This window comes from Luteimonas changyuni, from assembly GCF_039548395.1.
Lineage (GTDB): Bacteria > Pseudomonadota > Gammaproteobacteria > Xanthomonadales > Xanthomonadaceae > Luteimonas.
Genome location: NZ_JBCLUZ010000005.1, coordinates 32,928 through 49,849 on the forward strand (window position 1 = coordinate 32,928; position 16,922 = coordinate 49,849).

A 16,922-nucleotide genomic window follows, 5' to 3' on the forward strand; every position below is an offset into this window, starting at 1 on the left:
GGGATCGGCCATGCAGCCTGCGCTACGATGCCCCCATGGCCAGCCTGCTTGACCGACCGCGTGGTCCTGGTGGGCGAAGGCGGTGTGCAGCGCATGCCGGCGCCGGCCGATCCGATCCAGGCGTGGATCGACCTCATGGAGGTGGTGAGGATGCTGCGCCCCGCAGGAGATTCGCACCCACCCGGCCCAACCCCAAATCGGTTCCGACTGTAGTTCGCGTGCGGTTAACATCGCCCGCATGGATGCCAGCCAGATCGTTGAACTGTTCGACCAGATGGCACCGGGGTACGACCAGCAGTGGTCGCGCACCGCCGCCATCCGCGACTGCCTCTACTTCCTGCTCGATCCACTGCTCGCCGGGCTGCCTGCCGATGCGCGGGTGCTGTGCGTGGGCGCGGGCACGGGCGTGGAAATGGCGCATCTGGCGCAGGCGTTCCCGACGTGGACCTTCACCGCGCTGGAACCCTCAGGGCGGATGCTCGAGGCCTGCCGTGCGCGCGCCGAAGCGGAAGGGTTCGCCGATCGCTGCCACTTCCACGAAGGCTTCGTCGACTCGCTGCCGGCCGGGGCGCACTACGACGCCGCCACCTGTTTCCTGGTCTCGCAGTTCCTTGTCGACCGCGTGCAGCGCGTGCGCTTCTTCGCCGACATCGCCGCACGCCTGCGCGCCGGCGGCCTGCTGGCGAGTTCGGACCTCGCCTCCGATGTGGCCTCGCCCGCGTACGGGGTGCTGCTGCCGGCCTGGCTGCGGATGATGTCCGCCGCCGAGGTGCCGGCTGAGGCCATCGAACGCGCGCGCGTCGCCTACACCCGGGACGTGGCGGTCCTGCCTCCGGCCGAGGTGGAATCGATCATCGCGTCCGGCGGCTTCGACACGCCGGTCCGGTTCTTCCAGGCCGGATTGATCCATGCCTGGGTCTCGCAGCGCAGCGGGGTCGCCTGACGGCTGCTTGCGGGGCGCCGTCCTCGCCCGGATGGTCCTGCCGGCGCCCTCGGCGCCCTCGGCCCCGTCGCCGATGCTGTCGTCATGTCGCTGGCCGTACGATGCCGCCTCTTCCATCACGGACATCGCCCATGCGCAAGGTTCCTTTCCTGCTGTTGGCCGCCACCCTCGTTGCCTGCACCGGCGGTGCGCCGGCGCGGCCCGACGCGCCCGGTCCAGGCACGCTGCCCAACGTGCCGGTCGCCAGCGTCGACCTCGAACGCTACGCGGGCACGTGGTACGAGCAGGCGCGCCTGCCGATGTACTTCCAGCGCAAGTGCGCCTCGGACACCACCGCCAACTATGAGCTCAACGCCGACGGGACCGTGGCCGTGGTCAATCGCTGCCGCCGCGAGGACGGCGGTCTGCAGGAGGCCGAGGGCATCGCGCGCATGGTCGATGGCCGCACGTCCACGCTCGAGGTCCGCTTCGCGCCGGCCTGGCTGTCGTGGCTGCCCGCGGTGTGGGGCGACTACTGGGTGATCGCGCTGGATGAGGCCGACTACCAGTGGGCGATGGTCGGCGCGCCGAAGGCGGACTACCTGTGGATCCTCTCGCGTTCGCCCCGGTTGGACCCGGCGGTCCTCGAAGACCTGCTCGCGCAGGCGCGCGCGATGGGCTACCCGGTGGACCGGGTGCTGACGACGCCGCAGTCCGGAGAGCGGTGAGCACGGACTCCTGCCGGAGCTGGGGCAGTGGAGCGGGCGGTGCGAACGGTGTGCTTCAGCGCTGGCCGGCATCGGCACGAGCCCGCAGCGGCGCCGTCGCGGCCATCACCGTGCGGTTGCGGCCGCTGCGCTTTGCCTCGTACATCGCGGCGTCGGCGCGCGACAGCCACTCGGCGGCGGTTTCGCCGGGGCGAAAGGGCGCTGCGCCAAGCGAAATGGTGACCGGGATCCCGCCGCACTGCACCTCGCATTCCACCGCCTGGCGCAGCTTTTCAGCGACCTCGCGGAGCGATTCGGGGCCGGCGCCGGGGAGCAGCAGCCCGAACTCCTCGCCGCCAAGGCGGTAGAACCGGTCCTGCGTGCGCGTCCTGGCCTGCACCAGCGCCGCGGTCGCGCGCAGGACCTGGTCGCCGGCCTCGTGGCCGAAGCTGTCGTTTACCCGCTTGAACAGGTCGATGTCGAAGACCAGGAAGCCGAGCGGTTCGCCGCTGCGGATGCTTGCGGCCATGGCGATGTCGAGTTCGGCATCGAGCCCGCGGCGGTTGCCGGCGCCGGTCAGGGGATCGCGCAGGGCGGCGGCTTCGAGCTGTGCGCGCTGGACCTCGGTGCGCGAGGCGAACACGAACGAGAACAGGCTGACCATCAGCGCGGTCGCGAGGAAGGTCAGCTGGTCGACCCCGGTGGCCAGGTCGCCGTCGCCGATCAGCACGCCTGCGATCACGGCCGAGGACAGCATCAGGGCGTGCACGCGGCTGACAAGCAGGAAATTGGCCACCAGCACCGGGAACACCCACAGCACGGCCGCCGGCTGCTGCACCACGTCCACGATGCCCACGCAAAAAAGGCAGTACGTTGCCGCGATGAAGTTCGAGGCGCCACGCGTGCGGCCGGTGCGCCAGGCATGGGCCGCGCCCGATGCGATGCAGGCCATGATGAGCAGCCCCAGCGTGCCGGCCACGGGCTCGTCCACCAGGAAACGACGGGTCGAGAACGGAACCACCGCCAGGATGGTGATGGTGCTGAACAGCAGGACGATGCCGAGGTGGAAGTCGGCCTTGATCCTTTCCTTCCACATGTGGGGTTTCGTCATCGCAGTGCGTGGTCTCCGGAGCGGGGCGCCGGTCGTGGCTTTCGCCGGTCTCCGGACTGCCGGCTGCCGAGGTTAGATGACGGTCCGGGAGACAGCGTCAAGGCCGGTCGGTCACGGCGTCGCGCCGGCTGGCACGGTTGTTGCATGGTACTTCCCCGGCCTGCGGGCAGGCGCTGCGTTCGACGCCCCTGCCGCCTTGGACCCGGGGACCATGCAAGTAAACGACATGCTGTTCAGCTACGTCATCGGCGGATTCGGCGCCTGGGCTGCCGCGCTGATGATGCTGGTCGCGGAACAGGGCGAATACCTGCACCGCGGTGCGCTGTCGCGCTGCGCGCTGGGCTTTGGCCTGCTCGGGGCGGGCCTGGTGAACAACGGACTGTCCAGTCCCGCATTGCGCTGGCCCATCCTCACGCTCGCACTGGCGGCGGTGGTCGGCACGGCGGTGATCTACCGCGCGCTGCGCCAGCTGGTCGGCGCGCGGCCGACCCGCATGCCGCGCCTGCTGCTGGAGGTCGCCGCGCCGTGCGCGGCGCTGCTGCTGGCCTGGACGGCGGGGCCGCGCAGCTTCGCGCTCACCTTCCATGTGCTGTGCCTGGGGGTGTCGCTTGGAATCGCCTGGACAGTGCGCCGGGCGCTGGTGGCGCCGCGCAATGCGGCCGAGGCCGCGGTGGCGGTGACGCTGCTGGCCTATGCCGGCACCTGGATGTTCGCGTTGTACGCGGCGCTGCGCCACGACGGACCCGAACACCGCAGCCTGCTGTACGTCGAACCGCCGTTCCTGGCCGGTTACGCCGTGCTTTACGCGCTTCTGCCGCTGCTGGTCGGCGTGCTGGTTTTCAACCTTGCCAATGCGCGGCTGTACCACCGGCTGCGCAGGTACGCCGATACCGACGAACTCACCCGCCTGATGACGCGCCGCGCGCTGCTCCAACGCGCGCCGGCCTGGCAGGCCGACGTGCTCGCGTGCGGACGCCGGCCGGTGGTGCTGCTGCTGGATGTCGACCATTTCAAGCCGATCAACGACACCCACGGCCACGAGCGCGGCGACGAGGTGCTGCGTGCGATATCCAGCCGCCTGGCTGGCACGCTGCGCGCCGGTACACCGCTGGCGCGCTGGGGCGGCGAGGAGTTCCTGGTGCTGCTGGATGCCTCGGGCCTGGCGCAGGCCGGCGCGGCGGCCGAGCGCCTGCGGGCGGCAGTGGCCGACAGGCCGTTCGCCTTCGACGAATCGCGGCTGTGGGTCACCACCAGCATCGGCGTGGCAGCATGGCCGGACGGGATCGACCTCGCGCAGGCGGTCGCCGGGGCCGATGCGGCCCTGTACAGGGCCAAGCGCGAGGGACGCGACCAGACCCGGGTCGCCGGCACGGGCTAGCGCCGGACGGCGCGTCGCAACAGGCAGGACCAGGCAGCCCCTTTCCTGTTACCCCCGGACAGAAATACAAGCCGCGGGTCACCAATGGCGATCGGACGGCGTCATGGACATGGGCGCGGCACAAGGGAGCAGCCAATGAAAGCGAGAGGCATGATGCAGTCGATTGCGTGGGCGGTGGCGGCGCTGGTGGCGCTGCCCGTGATCGCGTACCTGGCACTGCTTGGCATCAACCGGCACGACCAGCCGCCGTCGGCAGACGCCGGGCAGCTGGTCGCCATGACGCGTGATCGCCCGCTGCTGGCCGATGCCGCCAACGGCTACATCCATGCGCTGGGCATGGCCGCCGGGGCGGACGTGGATCCGGTGGCACTGGGCGGCGCCCGCAATGCATACATCGAAACCTTCGTTTCAACATCGGCCGCGGACGGGAATCCGTCGCTGCCCGGAAGCAATGCGGACTACCGGGCCGCCCGCAGCCCGGGGGTCGTCGCCTTGGCTGCAGAATGCCGCGAGGACGACCGGGCATGCGCGAAGGCACTGGACGCCGATCCGGGCGCGCTGGCGCATTGGCTGGCGTCGGAGCAGTGGTTGCTGGACCGGTACCGCCGCATGCTCGCCACCGTGGCCTGGCGGGAGGCGACTCCTGGCGATGCCAACGCGCCGCTGGCCGACTACCTGCACGCCCTGGAGGGCCAGAAGCTGCACCTGCTCGCCGCGTGGCAATCTGCGCAGGCGCGGGATCCCGCGGCGGTGCGGGATCTACTGGAGCAGGATCTTGTGTTCTGGCGCGAGGTGCTGGCGTCGTCCGACCTGTTGATTTCGAAGATGGTCGCGGTGGCTGCGGCAAGGCGCAATTTCGCGTTCGGCAACCTGGCCCTGTGCGAGCTTCCGCAGGAGCTTGCCAACGCCGCCGTGCCGCCGTCCTGGCGACAGCCGCTGACCCTGGCCGAGCGCTCCCTTGCGCGCGTCCTTGGCGGAGAGTGGCAGGTCATCGCTGCCTCGCTGCGCATGGTCATGGCGCCCGAAGCGCAGGCCGGTTCGGCCCGGGGGCTGGCCGAGCGCTTGCAGCGCCCCCTGTTCCAGGAGCAGGCAACGCTCAACCTGTTCGCCGCGCGCCTGGTGGAGCTGGGCGCGATGTCCGAGCTGCCGTACCCGGACGTCGCCCAGGCGCTGGATGGGCTGCCCGGGCAGCATGACAAGTCGCTGCCGCGGCTGCGTCCTTACAACCTGGCCGGCAGCGCGCTGGTGTCCATGGAGCCGCCGGGCTATGTGAACTACATCGCGCGGACAGCCGATCTCGAAGGCGAACGGCGCGCCCTGCTGCTGGCCGCGACCCTGCGCGGCGCCGGCACGCAGCGCGACGATATGGCGGCCGCCGTGCGCGACGCGTCGCTACGCAGTCCCTACGACCAGGCCCCCTTCGAATGGGATGCCGACAGCGGGGCGGTGGTCTTCAGCGGACTCGGGACACGCCTGTCCACGCCGCGAACGGCCTGGCGGATTGCCGTACATTAGTCGGCCCACAGCCACCGGACGCCGCATGCGCAAGCTTCCACCGAATCCCGACGAGCTCGGTCGCCTGGACCTGGACGACATCCTCGGCACGATCAACGAAGAGGTGCGCAAGCGCTTCGGCGAGGGCGAGGTGGCGGACTACATCGCGCCGCTGGCCGAGGTGCCAAAGGACCGCTTCGGCATGGCGCTGGCGTTGCTGGATGGCAGGGTCCACGAGGTGGGGGATTCGCGCGAGCGCTTCTCGATCCAGAGCGTGTCCAAGGTGCATACGCTCACGCTGGCGCTGCAAGCGGCCGGCGACCAGCTGTGGACGCGGGTTGATCGTGAACCTTCGGGCGACTCGTTCAATTCACTGATCCAGCTCGAGCTGGAGAAAGGAATCCCGCGCAATCCGTTCATGAATGCCGGTGCCCTGGTTACTGCGGACGTGGTGCTGTCCGGCTATCCGGAAGCGGAAGCCACGCTGCTTGCGTTCATGCGCGCGCGCTCGGGCAATCCGGAGGTCGGCACCGATGAGGTGGTGGCGAAGTCGGAGCGCGAAAGCGGCTATCGCAACGTGGCCATGGCCAACTTCATCCGCAGCTACGACAACCTGCACAACAGCGTGGAGGACGTGCTGGCTTTCTACTACCTGCAGTGCTCCCTGTGCATGGACTGCGTGGACCTGGCCCGCAGCGTGCAGTTCCTGGCCGATGGCGGGCGCTGCGGGGCATCGGGCGAGCAGGTGACCACGTCCGAGGGCGCCACGCGCATCAATTCGGTGATGATGACGGCGGGTACGTACGACGCCGCCGGCGACTTCGCCTTCTATGTCGGCCTGCCCGCGAAAAGTGGGGTCGGCGGCGGCATCGTCGCCGTGGTGCCGCGGGTGATGGGCCTGTGCGTGTGGTCGCCGGGCCTGGACGAGAAGGGCAATTCGCTGCTGGGCCGCTATGCGCTGCATCGCTTCACGCGAATGACAGGACTGTCGATGTTCTGAACGCCTGTGGCCTGGAGTTGCGTTGCCCTGGCCGGCTGACGCTAAACTGCCCGGCATGGCCTTCAACGTCCGCCAGATCTTCGCCGCACTCAACGAGGCCCAGCTGGACTACGTCGTGGCGGGCGGGCTGGCGGTCATCCTGCACGGCTACCTTCTTCGAAGAGATGGTCGAGCTGGCGTATCGCAGCGGTGCGCTCGCTCCGGAGCGGCTGGCGTTGAGTGACCGGGAGTCTTTCCCGATCCTCGAATTCGCCCATGCCGTTTTTCTGGAAGGGCGCAACACCACGGTGCGCCGGGGAACGCGCTGGCATGGCGTACCTGCTGCCCGGCTGCGGCTCGAGGATGGCCGCCTCTCGCCGCCGGTTGCGCTGGAGACCGAGCTGAAGGTGTTCCGCGATATCGGCGAAGACGCGCTGCGATTCGAGCACGATCCCGCCTGCCGCACTCCGCAGGGACTGTTCGCCCAGATGGGAATCCACTATCCGGGGTTCAGCGCGGACGAGACCGTGACCCTCTGTCACTTCTGTCTCTGATCGGCTTCGACGCAATGGTCGCTACCTTGGCGTGTGGCGTTCACGGCGCCGAAGTGCGAAGGCGCATGCCACTGCGGAAAAAGTGCGTTTCCGCTGTCAGCGCCGGAACCAGCTGTGCAGGCGCACGAGCAGCAGTTCGAAATCCGTCAGCGCCGCGCGCTCCGCGCGCAGCCTCACCGCCTCGGCCGGCGCATCGGTGCTGATGTCGTCGACGCCGAGGTCCATGTAGCGCGCCATGCGCACCGGGTCGTTGACGGTCCAGGCCTGCAACAGGTAGCCGCGGCGCCGCGCGTTTGCCACGGCCTCGATGTCGATCTGCAGATGGTTGAGACCCAGCATGTCGAAGTCGGTCCGCCGCGCCGTGCCCGGCAGCGCGGCATTCGTGAGCAGGGCCAGCCGCGCCCGCGGGGCCGCGGCGCGCGCAGCGCGAACAAGGTCCGGTGACAGCGATGCGAGCATGACCACGTCTTCGTGGCCGCCGCGCCGGAGCTCACACAGGGTGGCGTCGAGCAGGGCCTGCGCGTTGGCTGCGTCGGGCTTGAGCTCGACCAGGGCAAGCGCGCGCCGGTCGATGAAGGCGAGGGCCTCGCCGAGCGTTGCAATGCGCTCGCCTGCGAATGCCGGATCGAACCAGCTGCCAACGTCGATGTCGCGCATGGCCGACAGCGGCGTGTCCCCCACCGCACGTGGGTCACCGGCGATACGCTGGAAGTCTCTGTCGTGGAACACGACCACGGCGCCGTCGGCGCTCAGCCGGACGTCGAGTTCGATCGCGTCCGCCCCGGCATCGATGGCCGCCCGGAAGGCCGCGAGCGTGTTCTCCGGCGCAATCAGGGCCGCGCCGCGATGCGCTGTCACCGAGACATCCCTGCGCAGGTTCATGCTCGTCACGGCGATCGTCGCCTGCACCAGCGCCACGACCAGGAACGCCATTTCGGCGCCCCACACGAGCCGGGCTGGACGGGGTGGAGTGGCGGGAACCGCGCGGGCGCCGCGCGCACCGCCCAGGCGATGGAACAGCGCGCGCACCAGCAGCGTGTTCAAGGTGGTGCCGAGCAGCAGCACGCCCAGCACGGTGGCGGCGTAGAGCGTGAGGTAGGCCACCATTCCGGCACTGACCAGCAGGCGATGCTCCGGGATCCAGTCCAGCAGCGGGGTGGCCGCCCGGCCATAGAGCTCGGTCACGATCAGCGGCATGGCCGCGACGGTGAGCGCCACGCCCACCACCAGCATCGCGATGCGCAGGTGCCGGCCACGGGTGAGCCTGCGGCTGCGGAGCAGGGCGGCCACCGGCGACAGGCCTTCCAGCACCAGTGCCGGGGTGGCGAGCAGCCATCGGAAGTAGAGCGCCGCGTGCAGCAGCAGGCCGATTGCAAGCACGGGCAGGAAGCCGCCGAGGAACCACCACAGCGCGGGCGGGCGCGCCGTCACCACGAAATAGGGATCGTAGCTGCCAAGCAGCAGCCGGTAGAGCACGACGCCGATCGCAAGCCAGGGGACGGCCAGCAGCGCATGGGCGAAGACCTGGCAGGCCGCGAGCACCGCGAGCGGACCCGCGCGCCGCAGCATGCCGACCAGTGCCGCCGCGGCCGTGCGGTAGCGACAGCCGTGGCTTGCCGAGACCAGCAGCATGCCGGCCTGCTGAAGCATGACCACGTACCAGCTGAGCGCGCCCGCCAGCATGAGCCAGCTGAGCGCCAGCAGGTTGTCGCGCACGCCGTCGAAGTCGCCGGCGAGCGGCCGTTCGATCCAGTGCAGGAGCGCGGCCAGTGACCAGGTGGTCAGCGGCGCGGCTGCCACGGTCGCGAAGGCAGTGAACAGCAGGTACCAGGCCAGCATCGGACGCAGGTGGCGCCGCAGGTCGCGGCGGATGTCATGGACCAGGATGCCGCGCAGCAGCAGGCTGTCTTCAGATGCAGTCGACGCGCCCGCGCCGCCGCTATCCGCCCCGCTCCGATGCATGCCCGGTTCCTTCCCCATTCCACGAGTGTAGACAGGCTGGAGGCGGTGCAGCGGCAGCGGTTCACCACGCGCCCGTCCTGGCAGGCGCCGGACCGGGAGCGGCTTTCGACGTCTGCTGCAATGCAAAATGCACAACTGTGCATTTTGTGTACAGTCGTTCAGGAGCTGTCCGGAAATCCCTTGGGGGACGTCAGTCCGGGGTCATGTGTCGGGAAGCTCGGGTCGAGTTGCTGCTTGGTTGTCCGCGTTCCAGTGGTCCAACAACACACTCTGGGGAAACAGACATGAATCGTATTGGCAGGATCGCAATCTGCATCACGCTGGCCACGGGCATGGCCCTGGCCGGCTCCGCCGTTGCCGGCAACGTCGGCAAAGCCGGCAGCGTCAACACTGGACCTTCGGAGGGGAACGTCAAGTTCTTCCTGGCGGATCCGGAGCTGGGCCTGGTTGGCGTCTACAACGTCAACGGCACCGAACTGTATTTCGAAGCGCGCAGGGCACTGGACGAGAAGACCGGTGCGCCCGGCGCATTGAGCGTTCGCGTCATCGACGCCGAAGCACGTACCCTGGCGCTGGGCGGCGAGCCGTATGCGAAGCACTGGGCGCCGCAGGCCGGCGAGTTCACGGCAAAGGACGGTTCCGCCTATACACAGCTGCTGTCCGGGCTGGGCGATGCCCTGGGGGCGTCCAACCTGCACGCCTCGTTGTCGGCCGAGAAGTCCGCGTTGGCGGCGTTGGCCAGACAGGCGGCCGGCGCGTCGGGCTACCCGCTGCGCGCAAACGTGGACGTCATGACATACGCCGCGCCCGATGCCGCGCAGGTGTCCGACTTCTATCTGCAGTCGGCCAGGGATGTTGGCCTTGACCGGCAGAAGAACGGCGAACTGGTGGCAAACCTCGGCAACGGCATCGAGCTGCGGGCTTCGCAGCAGTTCGTCGCCGACGAACCCGACGCCGAGGGCCGCATGGGTCGCTTCGATACCTATTCGATGGTGAAGGCGGGCGATGGCTATGTCATGGCGACCGAGCTGGGCGGCGATTCGATTCCCCAGGGCTGGTCGGAGGCCATGGAGCTCGACAATCGCCGCGAGCACCATGCGCTGGCCGCGGACTTCGGCCGCGCGGCATCGGCCTTGAATGCGCTGGCCTACGGCGCCAGGAGCGAAGGCACGGCGCTCAGCCAGGATGACGAGCAGGCTTCAATGCAGCGCCTGGCGCAGGGCCTGGCCACGCATCTGCTGCCCGTGCGTGACGAGGCGACAGCAGACAGGGACGTCACGCGCGCGGCCGGCGGCCGCTACCAGACCTACATCCAGGTGTGGCGCAAACCCTTTGTTGTCATCGCCGAGCACTCCGGCACGCGGGTGGGCAAGTGGCGCTACAACAGCGCGACCTCCAGCGTGAAAACCCACCAGGGCTGGACCAGCTACTGCAACCACGGCACCTGTGCGGCGTCGAGCCCGATGACACACAAGTGCACGTTCACCGGGCCGCGCCTGACCTACTACCGCGTGCCTTCGCGCCGGTCCGACGCAGGCGGGCACACCTGCTCCACGGGCTACTGGGCGGTCGCGATGGGCGGGCGCCACAACTGCCACGACGATTCGTCGGTCCAGGTCAGGGCGGTGCGTGGACAGGCCTATTCCGCCAACTCCGGCCGCTGCAACGATTGGCTGGGCTGGACGTACGCGCCGACCTGCAGCGCGCAGTAACGGGCGAGGGGCCACCGGTCGAAAGTGCCGGGGGAGAGTGCAGGGCGACGGCGCTGGACGGAAGTCCGGCGCCGTTTGTCCTTGGGGTCAGGCGACGGTCGCGGCGGCGCCGGTGCCGGCGCTGGCGTGCATCCCGCGCGCGCCCACGACGATCATCTTGACCATCGTGGTCAGTTCGTCGATCTGCTGCCGGTCATGCCCGGGCGGGAGGTCCATCGCGCTGGCGCCGACGGCGAACACCAGGCGCGTGATCGCGCGCGCCACCAGCTCGGGCGCATGCAGCGGGATGCCGGTGGCCTCCGCAAGGCGGACCAGGTCCACCTGCAGTTCTTCCTCGAAGAACCTGAGCTGCGCGTCCACCGCCTGCTTGTAGGCATCCGAACCGGCCAGGCCTTCCCGCAGCAGCAGGTGCAGGAATTTGTCGTCGGCGCGCAGCCGGTCGAAGAATGCCTCCACCGAGCTGCGCACCACGCCGCGGCCGCTGCTTGCGCGGCGGCGCGCCTGGCCGATGACGGTGCGCAGTGAACTGCCCGCGCGGTCGATGAGGGTGACCGCCAGCTCGTCGATGTCGCGGAAATGCCGATAGAAGCTATTGGGCGAGATGCCCGCCTCGCGGGTGACCTCGCGCAGGCCCAGGGTGGACACGCTGCGGTTGGGACCAAGAAGCGCAAGCGCCGCCGCGATCAGGTCCTCGCGGGTGATCGAGGGCCTGCGGCCAAGGCCGCGACGGTTGAGTGCGTTGGAAGAGGGCACGGCGCAGACGGCAACTCGGGCGAAGTGCCGCCATCATCGCTCAAACCGCCGCGTGGCGCGCATGCGGTGGGTGCGGCGCTATCGCCCCGGGGCAGACATCAATCCGGGTCGTAGTACAGCTCCACCCGCAGATCGAACGCGTTGAGCAGCGAGGCGTCACCGTCGGACATGGCGTTGCGGAAGATGCGGCTGAGGTCGAGCGTGCCGCCGGTCACCTCGTCGCCGCGCGCAAGCTCGCCAGATGCCATCCAGTCGGTGATCTCGCCCCAGATCTGGTCCACGAAGTTCTTCGCTGCCTGCGTGCCCGTGCTGCGGACATCGCCCTGCGGCAGGCCTTCCGCGCCCCTGCTGATCAGCTTGTCGGTGAGCTTGTCGGTGAAGAAGCGGATGAATTCGGTCTTGGCAGCGGCGCTGCCCTGGGCGTTGGCGATGAAGTCGGCGGTGGCCCACTGCAGTGACCCCATGATCGTGCCCAGCGTGCTGGCGGCGTTCTCGCGCGCTTCCGACGACAAGTCGGTATTGCCGATCTCCACCGCCAGTTCGTGCATCGCCTCCGCCATCACCTCGTTGGTCTGGTCAACGCGACCGTATTGGGAATCAAGCAGCACGTGGCGCATGAAATCCTTGACCAGGCCATGGTGGAAATCGCCGGTGTTGTCCTTGCGCCAGTCGGTTTCCGCCAGGCGGGAGAAGTTGTCCTCGAAATATTCGCCTATGTCGTCCAGTGCCGCCGCGCGCTCGCCGTGCTGGTCGATCCCACCGACATAGGCGTCGTCGCCCGAGCGCACGAGCGCGGCGAACAGGCGGTCCTGGGCTTCCTGGTTGCCCGCGGTGGTGCTGCTGGAGTTGAGCAGGGCGGCCAGGGCGCTGAAGCCGTCGCGGCCGGACAGGTTGGCCTGGCCGTCCAGGCTGGTGGCCATCATCGCCTGCACCAGGGTCATGTCGCCGGCCACGGGCCCCGCCGTCATGACCCGGTCGATCTCGGTGAGCACGGCGTCGGCGGCGCGGCTGTCACCATGCGCGGCCGCCATGTTCGCGATGTCGGCCGCCGCGGTCAGCAGTGCCGGACCCCTTTCGTACTTGTTGATTTCGTAGCCTTCGCCGCGCGCATCATCGACCAGGCGCAGGGAGACGTCTGAAAGAAGGTTGCCGTCGTCGATGCCCGTCAGCAGCTCACGCGCACCGGCAGCGCCGGGCTCCCTGACCAGGCCGTAGATCTCGTCGCTGCCCAGGCGCCCATCGGCGACAGCCCGGGCGATGGAGTCCGTCACCTGCTGGCGCAGTCCGTTGTCGCCGTTGTTGGCAGTGCCGATCCCGTTGAAGGCGCGGTTGATGGATCCCGCCTGGTCGTCCGAGATGGTCTCGCAGCCGTCGGACCCGTTCGCCATGCCGATCAGGGCGGCGATGTACTCGTCCTTCTGCTCCTGCGTGAGCGACGGGTCGTTCATCGTCTGGCTGATCTGGTAGGCGACGGCCTTGTCCGGCTCCGGGCCGCCGCTGCTCACCGCGATCGTGCGGTCAAGCGCCTCCTGGACCTGGGGATCGTTGCTGGAGCATGCGCCGGTGCGGCTGGCACCGCCGGAGCCGATCTCGAACTCGTAGCGGAAGGCGGAGGGCATGAAGCCGGAAGCAGGGGAGATGGACATGCGCGGCCCTGGAATCTGTGGACGGTGCCTCATTTTCGGCGCCATGGAGTGGTGCCGGCCATTGGGGGTGACCCTGACCTGGGGGAAACCCGGGGGGGCCATGCGCCGCGACCGATCCCGATCCTGCTGCGGGCGGAGGCCCCGGGCTGCCAGGGCCACGGTTCCAGGGCTATGCTTCCCGCAGGCGATCGGGATCGCCACAGTCTTGGCAACAGGGGAATCCGACCATGACCACCCCAGACAACGCTCGACTCGACCGCATCGTCGCCGATGCCCGTCGCAGCGCCGAGCAGCGCGACAAGGGCTACCGCGAGCGTGCCTTGAAGATTTACCCGTGGATCTGTGGGCGCTGTGCGCGCGAGTTCACCCGCGCCAACCTGCAGGAGTTGACGGTCCACCACCGCAACCACAACCACTCGGACAATCCGGCCGATGGCAGCAACTGGGAGCTCTTGTGCGTGTACTGCCACGACAACGAGCACTCGCGCCAGCTCGACCACACCGGGGTCAGTGCCCTGGACGCGGAAGATGCTCCCGCCTCGGCCAAATCGAATCCGTTCGCCGATCTGAAATTACCGCTGCAGAAGCAGCCGCCGACCGGCAGCTAGCAAGCGCGCGCTGTCCGTCAGGTGTCCGGGGCGCCATGTTGGAACGTCCAGGCGACGAACCGGCTGCGCTTGCTGCCCTGGGCCATGGGCACTTCGCGGACTTCGACGGCCTCCACCTGGCGCAGTTGCCTGCGCAGCGCAGGCAGGTGCTCTGATCGGGCGACGAGGCTGCTGAACCAGCGCACCTGGTGCTGGACTTCGGCGCTTTCGCGGACCATCCGGCGCAGGAATTCCGGTTCGCCACCCCGGCACCACAGTTCGTGGGCGTGGCCGCCAAAGTTGGACGCTTGCGCTTGCTCTGGTGCCGGCGTCGGTCGCGGGGCAGGTGCGGACGCCGCGCCGAGCTCGCGCAGCTTGCGCTGGTTGGCGCCTGCGGCCTCGCGTGCGGAGGCGTGGAAGGGTGGATTGCACATCGTCAGCTCGAAGCGGTCGTCTTCGCGCACTACGCCGCGGAACACGTTGCCGGGGCGCGGCTGGTGGCGCAGTGCGATCGCCTTGTCGAGCCTGTTCGCGTGGACGATGGTCGCGGCGACCTGCAGCGACGTGGCGTCGATGTCCGAGCCGACAAAGCGCCAGCCGTACTCGGCATGTCCCAGCAGCGGATAGATGCAGCTGGCGCCGACGCCCACGTCCAGCACGCGGATCGACGTTCCGCGCGGGATCGCGCCGTCGCCGGATTCGGCGAGCAGGTCGGCCAGTCCGTGCAGGTAGTCGGCGCGCCCGGGAATCGGCGGGCAAAGCGCGCCGTGGGGCAGGTCCCAGTGGGCGACGCCGTAATCGCAGCGGAGGATGGCGCGGTTGAGTTCGCGTACCGCGGCGGGGTCGCTGAAATCGATGCTGGTCTCGCCGCGCGGCGTGGTCAACAAATGCGAAGAGAGGGCAGGGCAGGCCTGCGTCAGGCGCGCGAAATCGTAGTGGCCCTGATGCCGGTTGCGCGGGTGCAGCTGCGGGCGTGCCTGCGTCTTGGCGGGGCGTGCGTGGATGGGCGGCGTGGGCTTCATGGAGGCGGCCAAGGTACAACGGATCCCGGGGTGGGCGTGCGGCGCGATGTACTCTGCGTTCACGGGCGCGGGAGGCATATGGACCTCTCCAACGACCTTGGGAGCATCCCATGCACTACACGATCCGCGGCATCGCAATCGTGCTCGCCACCAGCGTTCTGCTGCTGCTCGCCGGCTGCGTCAGCCCGGGCGGCTATGGCGGCTATCCCGGCGGCTACGGGCAACCCGACCAGGGCTACCCCGCGCAGTACGGCAGCCAGCTGCAGGGCACCGTCGACAGCGTTGATCCGGGCTACAACCGCATCTTCCTGGTTGTCGACGCCCCCCGCAGCGGCCGCATGCAGCAGGCGGAGGTGCGTTACGACCAGCGCACGCGCCTGTTCTACCAGGGGCGCGAGAGCGCGGTGGAAGGCCTGGAGCGTGGCGACGTGATCCGGATCGATGTGGCGGAGTCCGGGCGCGAACTCTGGGCGCGTTCGATCGAGGTCGTGCGCAACGTCCGCGAGGGCGGATACGGAGACGGCTACGGAAACGATTACGGCAATGGCTACGGCAACGATTACGGCAATGACCTGCGCGGTCCGGTCGCCCATGTCGACACCCGGTCGCGGCTGATCCGCCTTGACGGCGGCGGGTACGGAAGCAGCGTGCAGTTGGCCTACGACGGCCGCACCACGGTCGAATACCAGGGCCGCCGCTATCGCCCGGAGGACCTGGAGCGCGGCGACCTGGTGCGGGTAGAGGCGCGGCGGGTGGGCAATAATCAGTGGCTGGCGGAACGCGTCATCGTCGAGCGCTCGATCAGGCGGTAGCCAGGCCGGCGGCACCGGTAGAATCGGGGGCCGATATGGCCGCCTGGCAACTCCATGATCAACAACGACGTCCTGCGCAGCATCCGCTACATGCTCGACCTGAGCGACAACAGGGTGGTCGAGATCGCCCAGCTGGCCGATCCGGCCTTCGTCCTCGAGAAGGATGATGTGCGCGCCTTCCTGCTGAAAGAGGACGAACCCGGCCACCTGGTTTGCAGCGACACCGTGCTGGCGCATTTCCTGGACGGGCTGATCGTGCACCTGCGCGGCAGGGACGAGAGCGTGCCGTCGCGGCCGGTGGAGAAGCGCATCAGCAACAACGTGGTGCTGAAGAAGCTGCGGGTGGCCTTCGAGCTGAAGGATCTCGACATGCACCAGGTGTTCGCCGATGCGGGCTTCCCGGTGTCCAAGCCGGAGCTGTCGGCGCTGTTCCGGCAGCCGGGGCACAAGAACTTCCGCGCCTGCGGCGACCAGCTGCTGCGCAATTTCCTGAAGGGGCTGACGCTGCGGGTGCGCGCTGGCTGAGGCGGGCGCCCTGGTGGAACCCCAGCAGCCCCGCCGCCCGACTTTGTAGGAGCGGCTATAGCCGCGATAGCTGGTCGGCCGCTGCGATGGAGGGTGGTCGCTGCGATGGAGGGGGCGGTCGCAGCTATAGCTGCTCCTACAGTGGCTCGATGCGTCAGCGCTGGTCGAGTTCGTGGTGGATCAGCACGACGCACTGCGATGCGAACAGCATGGTGCGGCCCAGGGTGATCTTCTTCGCGCCCATGCGCTCGAGGCCGGGCAGGGCCTTCTTCGGCATCGGGATGTGGTCGGTGAGCAGGAAGCAGGGATTGCCCTCGAAGGCCTGCTCGCGGATCGGTGCGCCCTTCCTGTCCATGATGTAGAGCTGGTGGTCGCCGGACAGCGCCTGCACCAGGCGCTCGAAGCTCAGCGTCTGCACGCTGACGCCAGGCTCCACCGGCCTGGTTTCTTCCTTGCCCATGCCCCGGGACGCATCCAGCGCGGCCGCGACCTTGCCCAGCAGGGCACGCTCGTCGAAGCCGCCGATGCCGGTCATGGCGTTGGCATCGAAGCGGATGGTGCGCGAGAAGTCCTGCGTGCTTTCCAGCACCAGGTACACGACCACGTCGGGCCGGTGCGACTGCGCCACGAAGATGGCGTTCATCAGCGTGTGCGCCAGGATTTCGGTGTGCGCGGCCTGGCCGACCGAGGCCAGCAGTGCCTGGCTGTCGGTGGGCGCCGCGCGCGCCCTCAGTACGAATGTCCGCATGTGTGGCCCG

Annotated in this window: 16 protein-coding genes; 10 read left to right on the forward strand and 6 right to left on the reverse strand. The window is 68.9% G+C overall.

Annotation, left to right across the window (positions count from 1 at the left end; all coding sequences use genetic code 11):
- Positions 1 to 238 precede the first annotated feature (238 nt).
- A complete protein-coding gene (locus tag WCD84_RS03365) occupies positions 239 to 943 on the forward strand; it encodes a class I SAM-dependent methyltransferase (RefSeq protein ID WP_343280436.1) in 705 nt (234 codons plus the stop codon).
- Positions 944 to 1,074: 131 nt separating this feature from the next.
- The gene (locus tag WCD84_RS03370) at positions 1,075 to 1,650 is read left to right on the forward strand and encodes a lipocalin family protein (protein WP_343254133.1); all 576 of its coding nucleotides are present in this window, start codon (positions 1,075 to 1,077) and stop codon (positions 1,648 to 1,650) included.
- Between the two features lie 55 nt (positions 1,651 to 1,705).
- Here WCD84_RS03370 and WCD84_RS03375 read toward each other — a convergent pair whose 3' ends face one another.
- Positions 1,706 to 2,740 carry a GGDEF domain-containing protein gene (locus WCD84_RS03375; protein ID WP_343280437.1) on the reverse strand — a complete coding sequence of 345 codons (1,035 nt, stop codon included), beginning with the start codon at positions 2,738 to 2,740 and terminating at the stop codon, positions 1,706 to 1,708.
- A gap of 211 nt (positions 2,741 to 2,951) precedes the next feature.
- Between WCD84_RS03375 and WCD84_RS03380 the strand changes: the two genes are divergently transcribed.
- The 4 genes from WCD84_RS03380 (at position 2,952) to WCD84_RS03395 (ending at position 7,145) form a co-directional block, all read left to right on the forward strand.
- Positions 2,952 to 4,118: a GGDEF domain-containing protein gene (locus tag WCD84_RS03380; RefSeq protein ID WP_343280438.1), complete on the forward strand. Its 1,167-nt coding sequence runs from the start codon at positions 2,952 to 2,954 to the stop codon at positions 4,116 to 4,118.
- A 135-nt stretch (positions 4,119 to 4,253) separates the two neighbouring features.
- Positions 4,254 to 5,633, forward strand: coding sequence for a hypothetical protein (locus WCD84_RS03385; protein WP_343280439.1), 1,380 nt, complete (start codon positions 4,254 to 4,256; stop codon positions 5,631 to 5,633).
- 25 nt (positions 5,634 to 5,658) lie between these two features.
- Positions 5,659 to 6,612: a glutaminase gene (locus tag WCD84_RS03390; protein WP_343280440.1), complete on the forward strand. Its 954-nt coding sequence runs from the start codon at positions 5,659 to 5,661 to the stop codon at positions 6,610 to 6,612.
- A gap of 164 nt (positions 6,613 to 6,776) precedes the next feature.
- On the forward strand, positions 6,777 to 7,145 hold the full coding sequence (locus WCD84_RS03395; protein ID WP_343254138.1) for a hypothetical protein: 369 nt from the start codon (positions 6,777 to 6,779) through the stop codon (positions 7,143 to 7,145).
- 96 nt (positions 7,146 to 7,241) lie between these two features.
- On the opposite strand, the gene WCD84_RS03400 is transcribed toward WCD84_RS03395, so the two are convergent.
- Positions 7,242 to 9,107, reverse strand: coding sequence for a glycerophosphodiester phosphodiesterase family protein (locus tag WCD84_RS03400; RefSeq protein WP_343254139.1), 1,866 nt, complete (start codon positions 9,105 to 9,107; stop codon positions 7,242 to 7,244).
- Positions 9,108 to 9,391: 284 nt separating this feature from the next.
- Between WCD84_RS03400 and WCD84_RS03405 the strand changes: the two genes are divergently transcribed.
- Positions 9,392 to 10,819: a hypothetical protein gene (locus WCD84_RS03405; RefSeq protein ID WP_343254140.1), complete on the forward strand. Its 1,428-nt coding sequence runs from the start codon at positions 9,392 to 9,394 to the stop codon at positions 10,817 to 10,819.
- An 87-nt stretch (positions 10,820 to 10,906) separates the two neighbouring features.
- On the opposite strand, the gene fabR is transcribed toward WCD84_RS03405, so the two are convergent.
- Together fabR and WCD84_RS03415 are read right to left on the reverse strand one after the other, a co-directional pair.
- On the reverse strand, positions 10,907 to 11,572 hold the full coding sequence (gene fabR, locus WCD84_RS03410; protein WP_343280441.1) for an HTH-type transcriptional repressor FabR: 666 nt from the start codon (positions 11,570 to 11,572) through the stop codon (positions 10,907 to 10,909).
- A 98-nt stretch (positions 11,573 to 11,670) separates the two neighbouring features.
- Positions 11,671 to 13,218: a hypothetical protein gene (locus WCD84_RS03415; RefSeq protein ID WP_343254142.1), complete on the reverse strand. Its 1,548-nt coding sequence runs from the start codon at positions 13,216 to 13,218 to the stop codon at positions 11,671 to 11,673.
- A 227-nt stretch (positions 13,219 to 13,445) separates the two neighbouring features.
- Here WCD84_RS03415 and WCD84_RS03420 point away from each other — a divergent pair, with 227 nt between their 5' ends.
- Positions 13,446 to 13,826, forward strand: a complete 381-nt coding sequence (locus WCD84_RS03420) for a YajD family HNH nuclease (RefSeq protein ID WP_343280442.1) — start codon at positions 13,446 to 13,448, stop codon at positions 13,824 to 13,826.
- Positions 13,827 to 13,843: 17 nt separating this feature from the next.
- Here WCD84_RS03420 and rlmF read toward each other — a convergent pair whose 3' ends face one another.
- Positions 13,844 to 14,827 carry a 23S rRNA (adenine(1618)-N(6))-methyltransferase RlmF gene (gene rlmF / locus WCD84_RS03425; protein WP_343280443.1) on the reverse strand — a complete coding sequence of 328 codons (984 nt, stop codon included), beginning with the start codon at positions 14,825 to 14,827 and terminating at the stop codon, positions 13,844 to 13,846.
- A 110-nt stretch (positions 14,828 to 14,937) separates the two neighbouring features.
- Between rlmF and WCD84_RS03430 the strand changes: the two genes are divergently transcribed.
- Positions 14,938 to 15,639 (forward strand): DUF5666 domain-containing protein, encoded by a 702-nt coding sequence (locus WCD84_RS03430; protein WP_343280444.1) that lies wholly within the window; start codon positions 14,938 to 14,940, stop codon positions 15,637 to 15,639.
- Between the two features lie 54 nt (positions 15,640 to 15,693).
- Positions 15,694 to 16,164, forward strand: coding sequence for a YehS family protein (locus WCD84_RS03435; protein WP_343280445.1), 471 nt, complete (start codon positions 15,694 to 15,696; stop codon positions 16,162 to 16,164).
- A 154-nt stretch (positions 16,165 to 16,318) separates the two neighbouring features.
- Here WCD84_RS03435 and trmY read toward each other — a convergent pair whose 3' ends face one another.
- Positions 16,319 to 16,912, reverse strand: a complete 594-nt coding sequence (trmY, locus tag WCD84_RS03440; RefSeq protein WP_343280446.1) for a tRNA (pseudouridine(54)-N(1))-methyltransferase TrmY — start codon at positions 16,910 to 16,912, stop codon at positions 16,319 to 16,321.
- Positions 16,913 to 16,922 lie beyond the last annotated feature (10 nt).

Bases quoted from the DNA above. Each gene is read 5' to 3' on its own strand.
- WCD84_RS03365 (WP_343280436.1), top strand. From the start codon at position 239: ATGGATGCCAGCCAGATCGTTGAACTGTTCGACCAGATGGCACCGGGG.
- WCD84_RS03370 (WP_343254133.1), top strand. From the start codon at position 1,075: ATGCGCAAGGTTCCTTTCCTGCTGTTGGCCGCCACCCTCGTTGCCTGC.
- WCD84_RS03375 (WP_343280437.1), bottom strand. From the start codon at position 2,740: ATGACGAAACCCCACATGTGGAAGGAAAGGATCAAGGCCGACTTCCAC.
- WCD84_RS03380 (WP_343280438.1), top strand. From the start codon at position 2,952: ATGCAAGTAAACGACATGCTGTTCAGCTACGTCATCGGCGGATTCGGC.
- WCD84_RS03385 (WP_343280439.1), top strand. From the start codon at position 4,254: ATGAAAGCGAGAGGCATGATGCAGTCGATTGCGTGGGCGGTGGCGGCG.
- WCD84_RS03390 (WP_343280440.1), top strand. From the start codon at position 5,659: ATGCGCAAGCTTCCACCGAATCCCGACGAGCTCGGTCGCCTGGACCTG.
- WCD84_RS03395 (WP_343254138.1), top strand. From the start codon at position 6,777: ATGGTCGAGCTGGCGTATCGCAGCGGTGCGCTCGCTCCGGAGCGGCTG.
- WCD84_RS03400 (WP_343254139.1), bottom strand. From the start codon at position 9,107: ATGCATCGGAGCGGGGCGGATAGCGGCGGCGCGGGCGCGTCGACTGCA.
- WCD84_RS03405 (WP_343254140.1), top strand. From the start codon at position 9,392: ATGAATCGTATTGGCAGGATCGCAATCTGCATCACGCTGGCCACGGGC.
- WCD84_RS03415 (WP_343254142.1), bottom strand. From the start codon at position 13,218: ATGTCCATCTCCCCTGCTTCCGGCTTCATGCCCTCCGCCTTCCGCTAC.
- WCD84_RS03420 (WP_343280442.1), top strand. From the start codon at position 13,446: ATGACCACCCCAGACAACGCTCGACTCGACCGCATCGTCGCCGATGCC.
- rlmF (WP_343280443.1), bottom strand. From the start codon at position 14,827: ATGAAGCCCACGCCGCCCATCCACGCACGCCCCGCCAAGACGCAGGCA.
- WCD84_RS03430 (WP_343280444.1), top strand. From the start codon at position 14,938: ATGCACTACACGATCCGCGGCATCGCAATCGTGCTCGCCACCAGCGTT.
- WCD84_RS03435 (WP_343280445.1), top strand. From the start codon at position 15,694: ATGATCAACAACGACGTCCTGCGCAGCATCCGCTACATGCTCGACCTG.
- trmY (WP_343280446.1), bottom strand. From the start codon at position 16,912: ATGCGGACATTCGTACTGAGGGCGCGCGCGGCGCCCACCGACAGCCAG.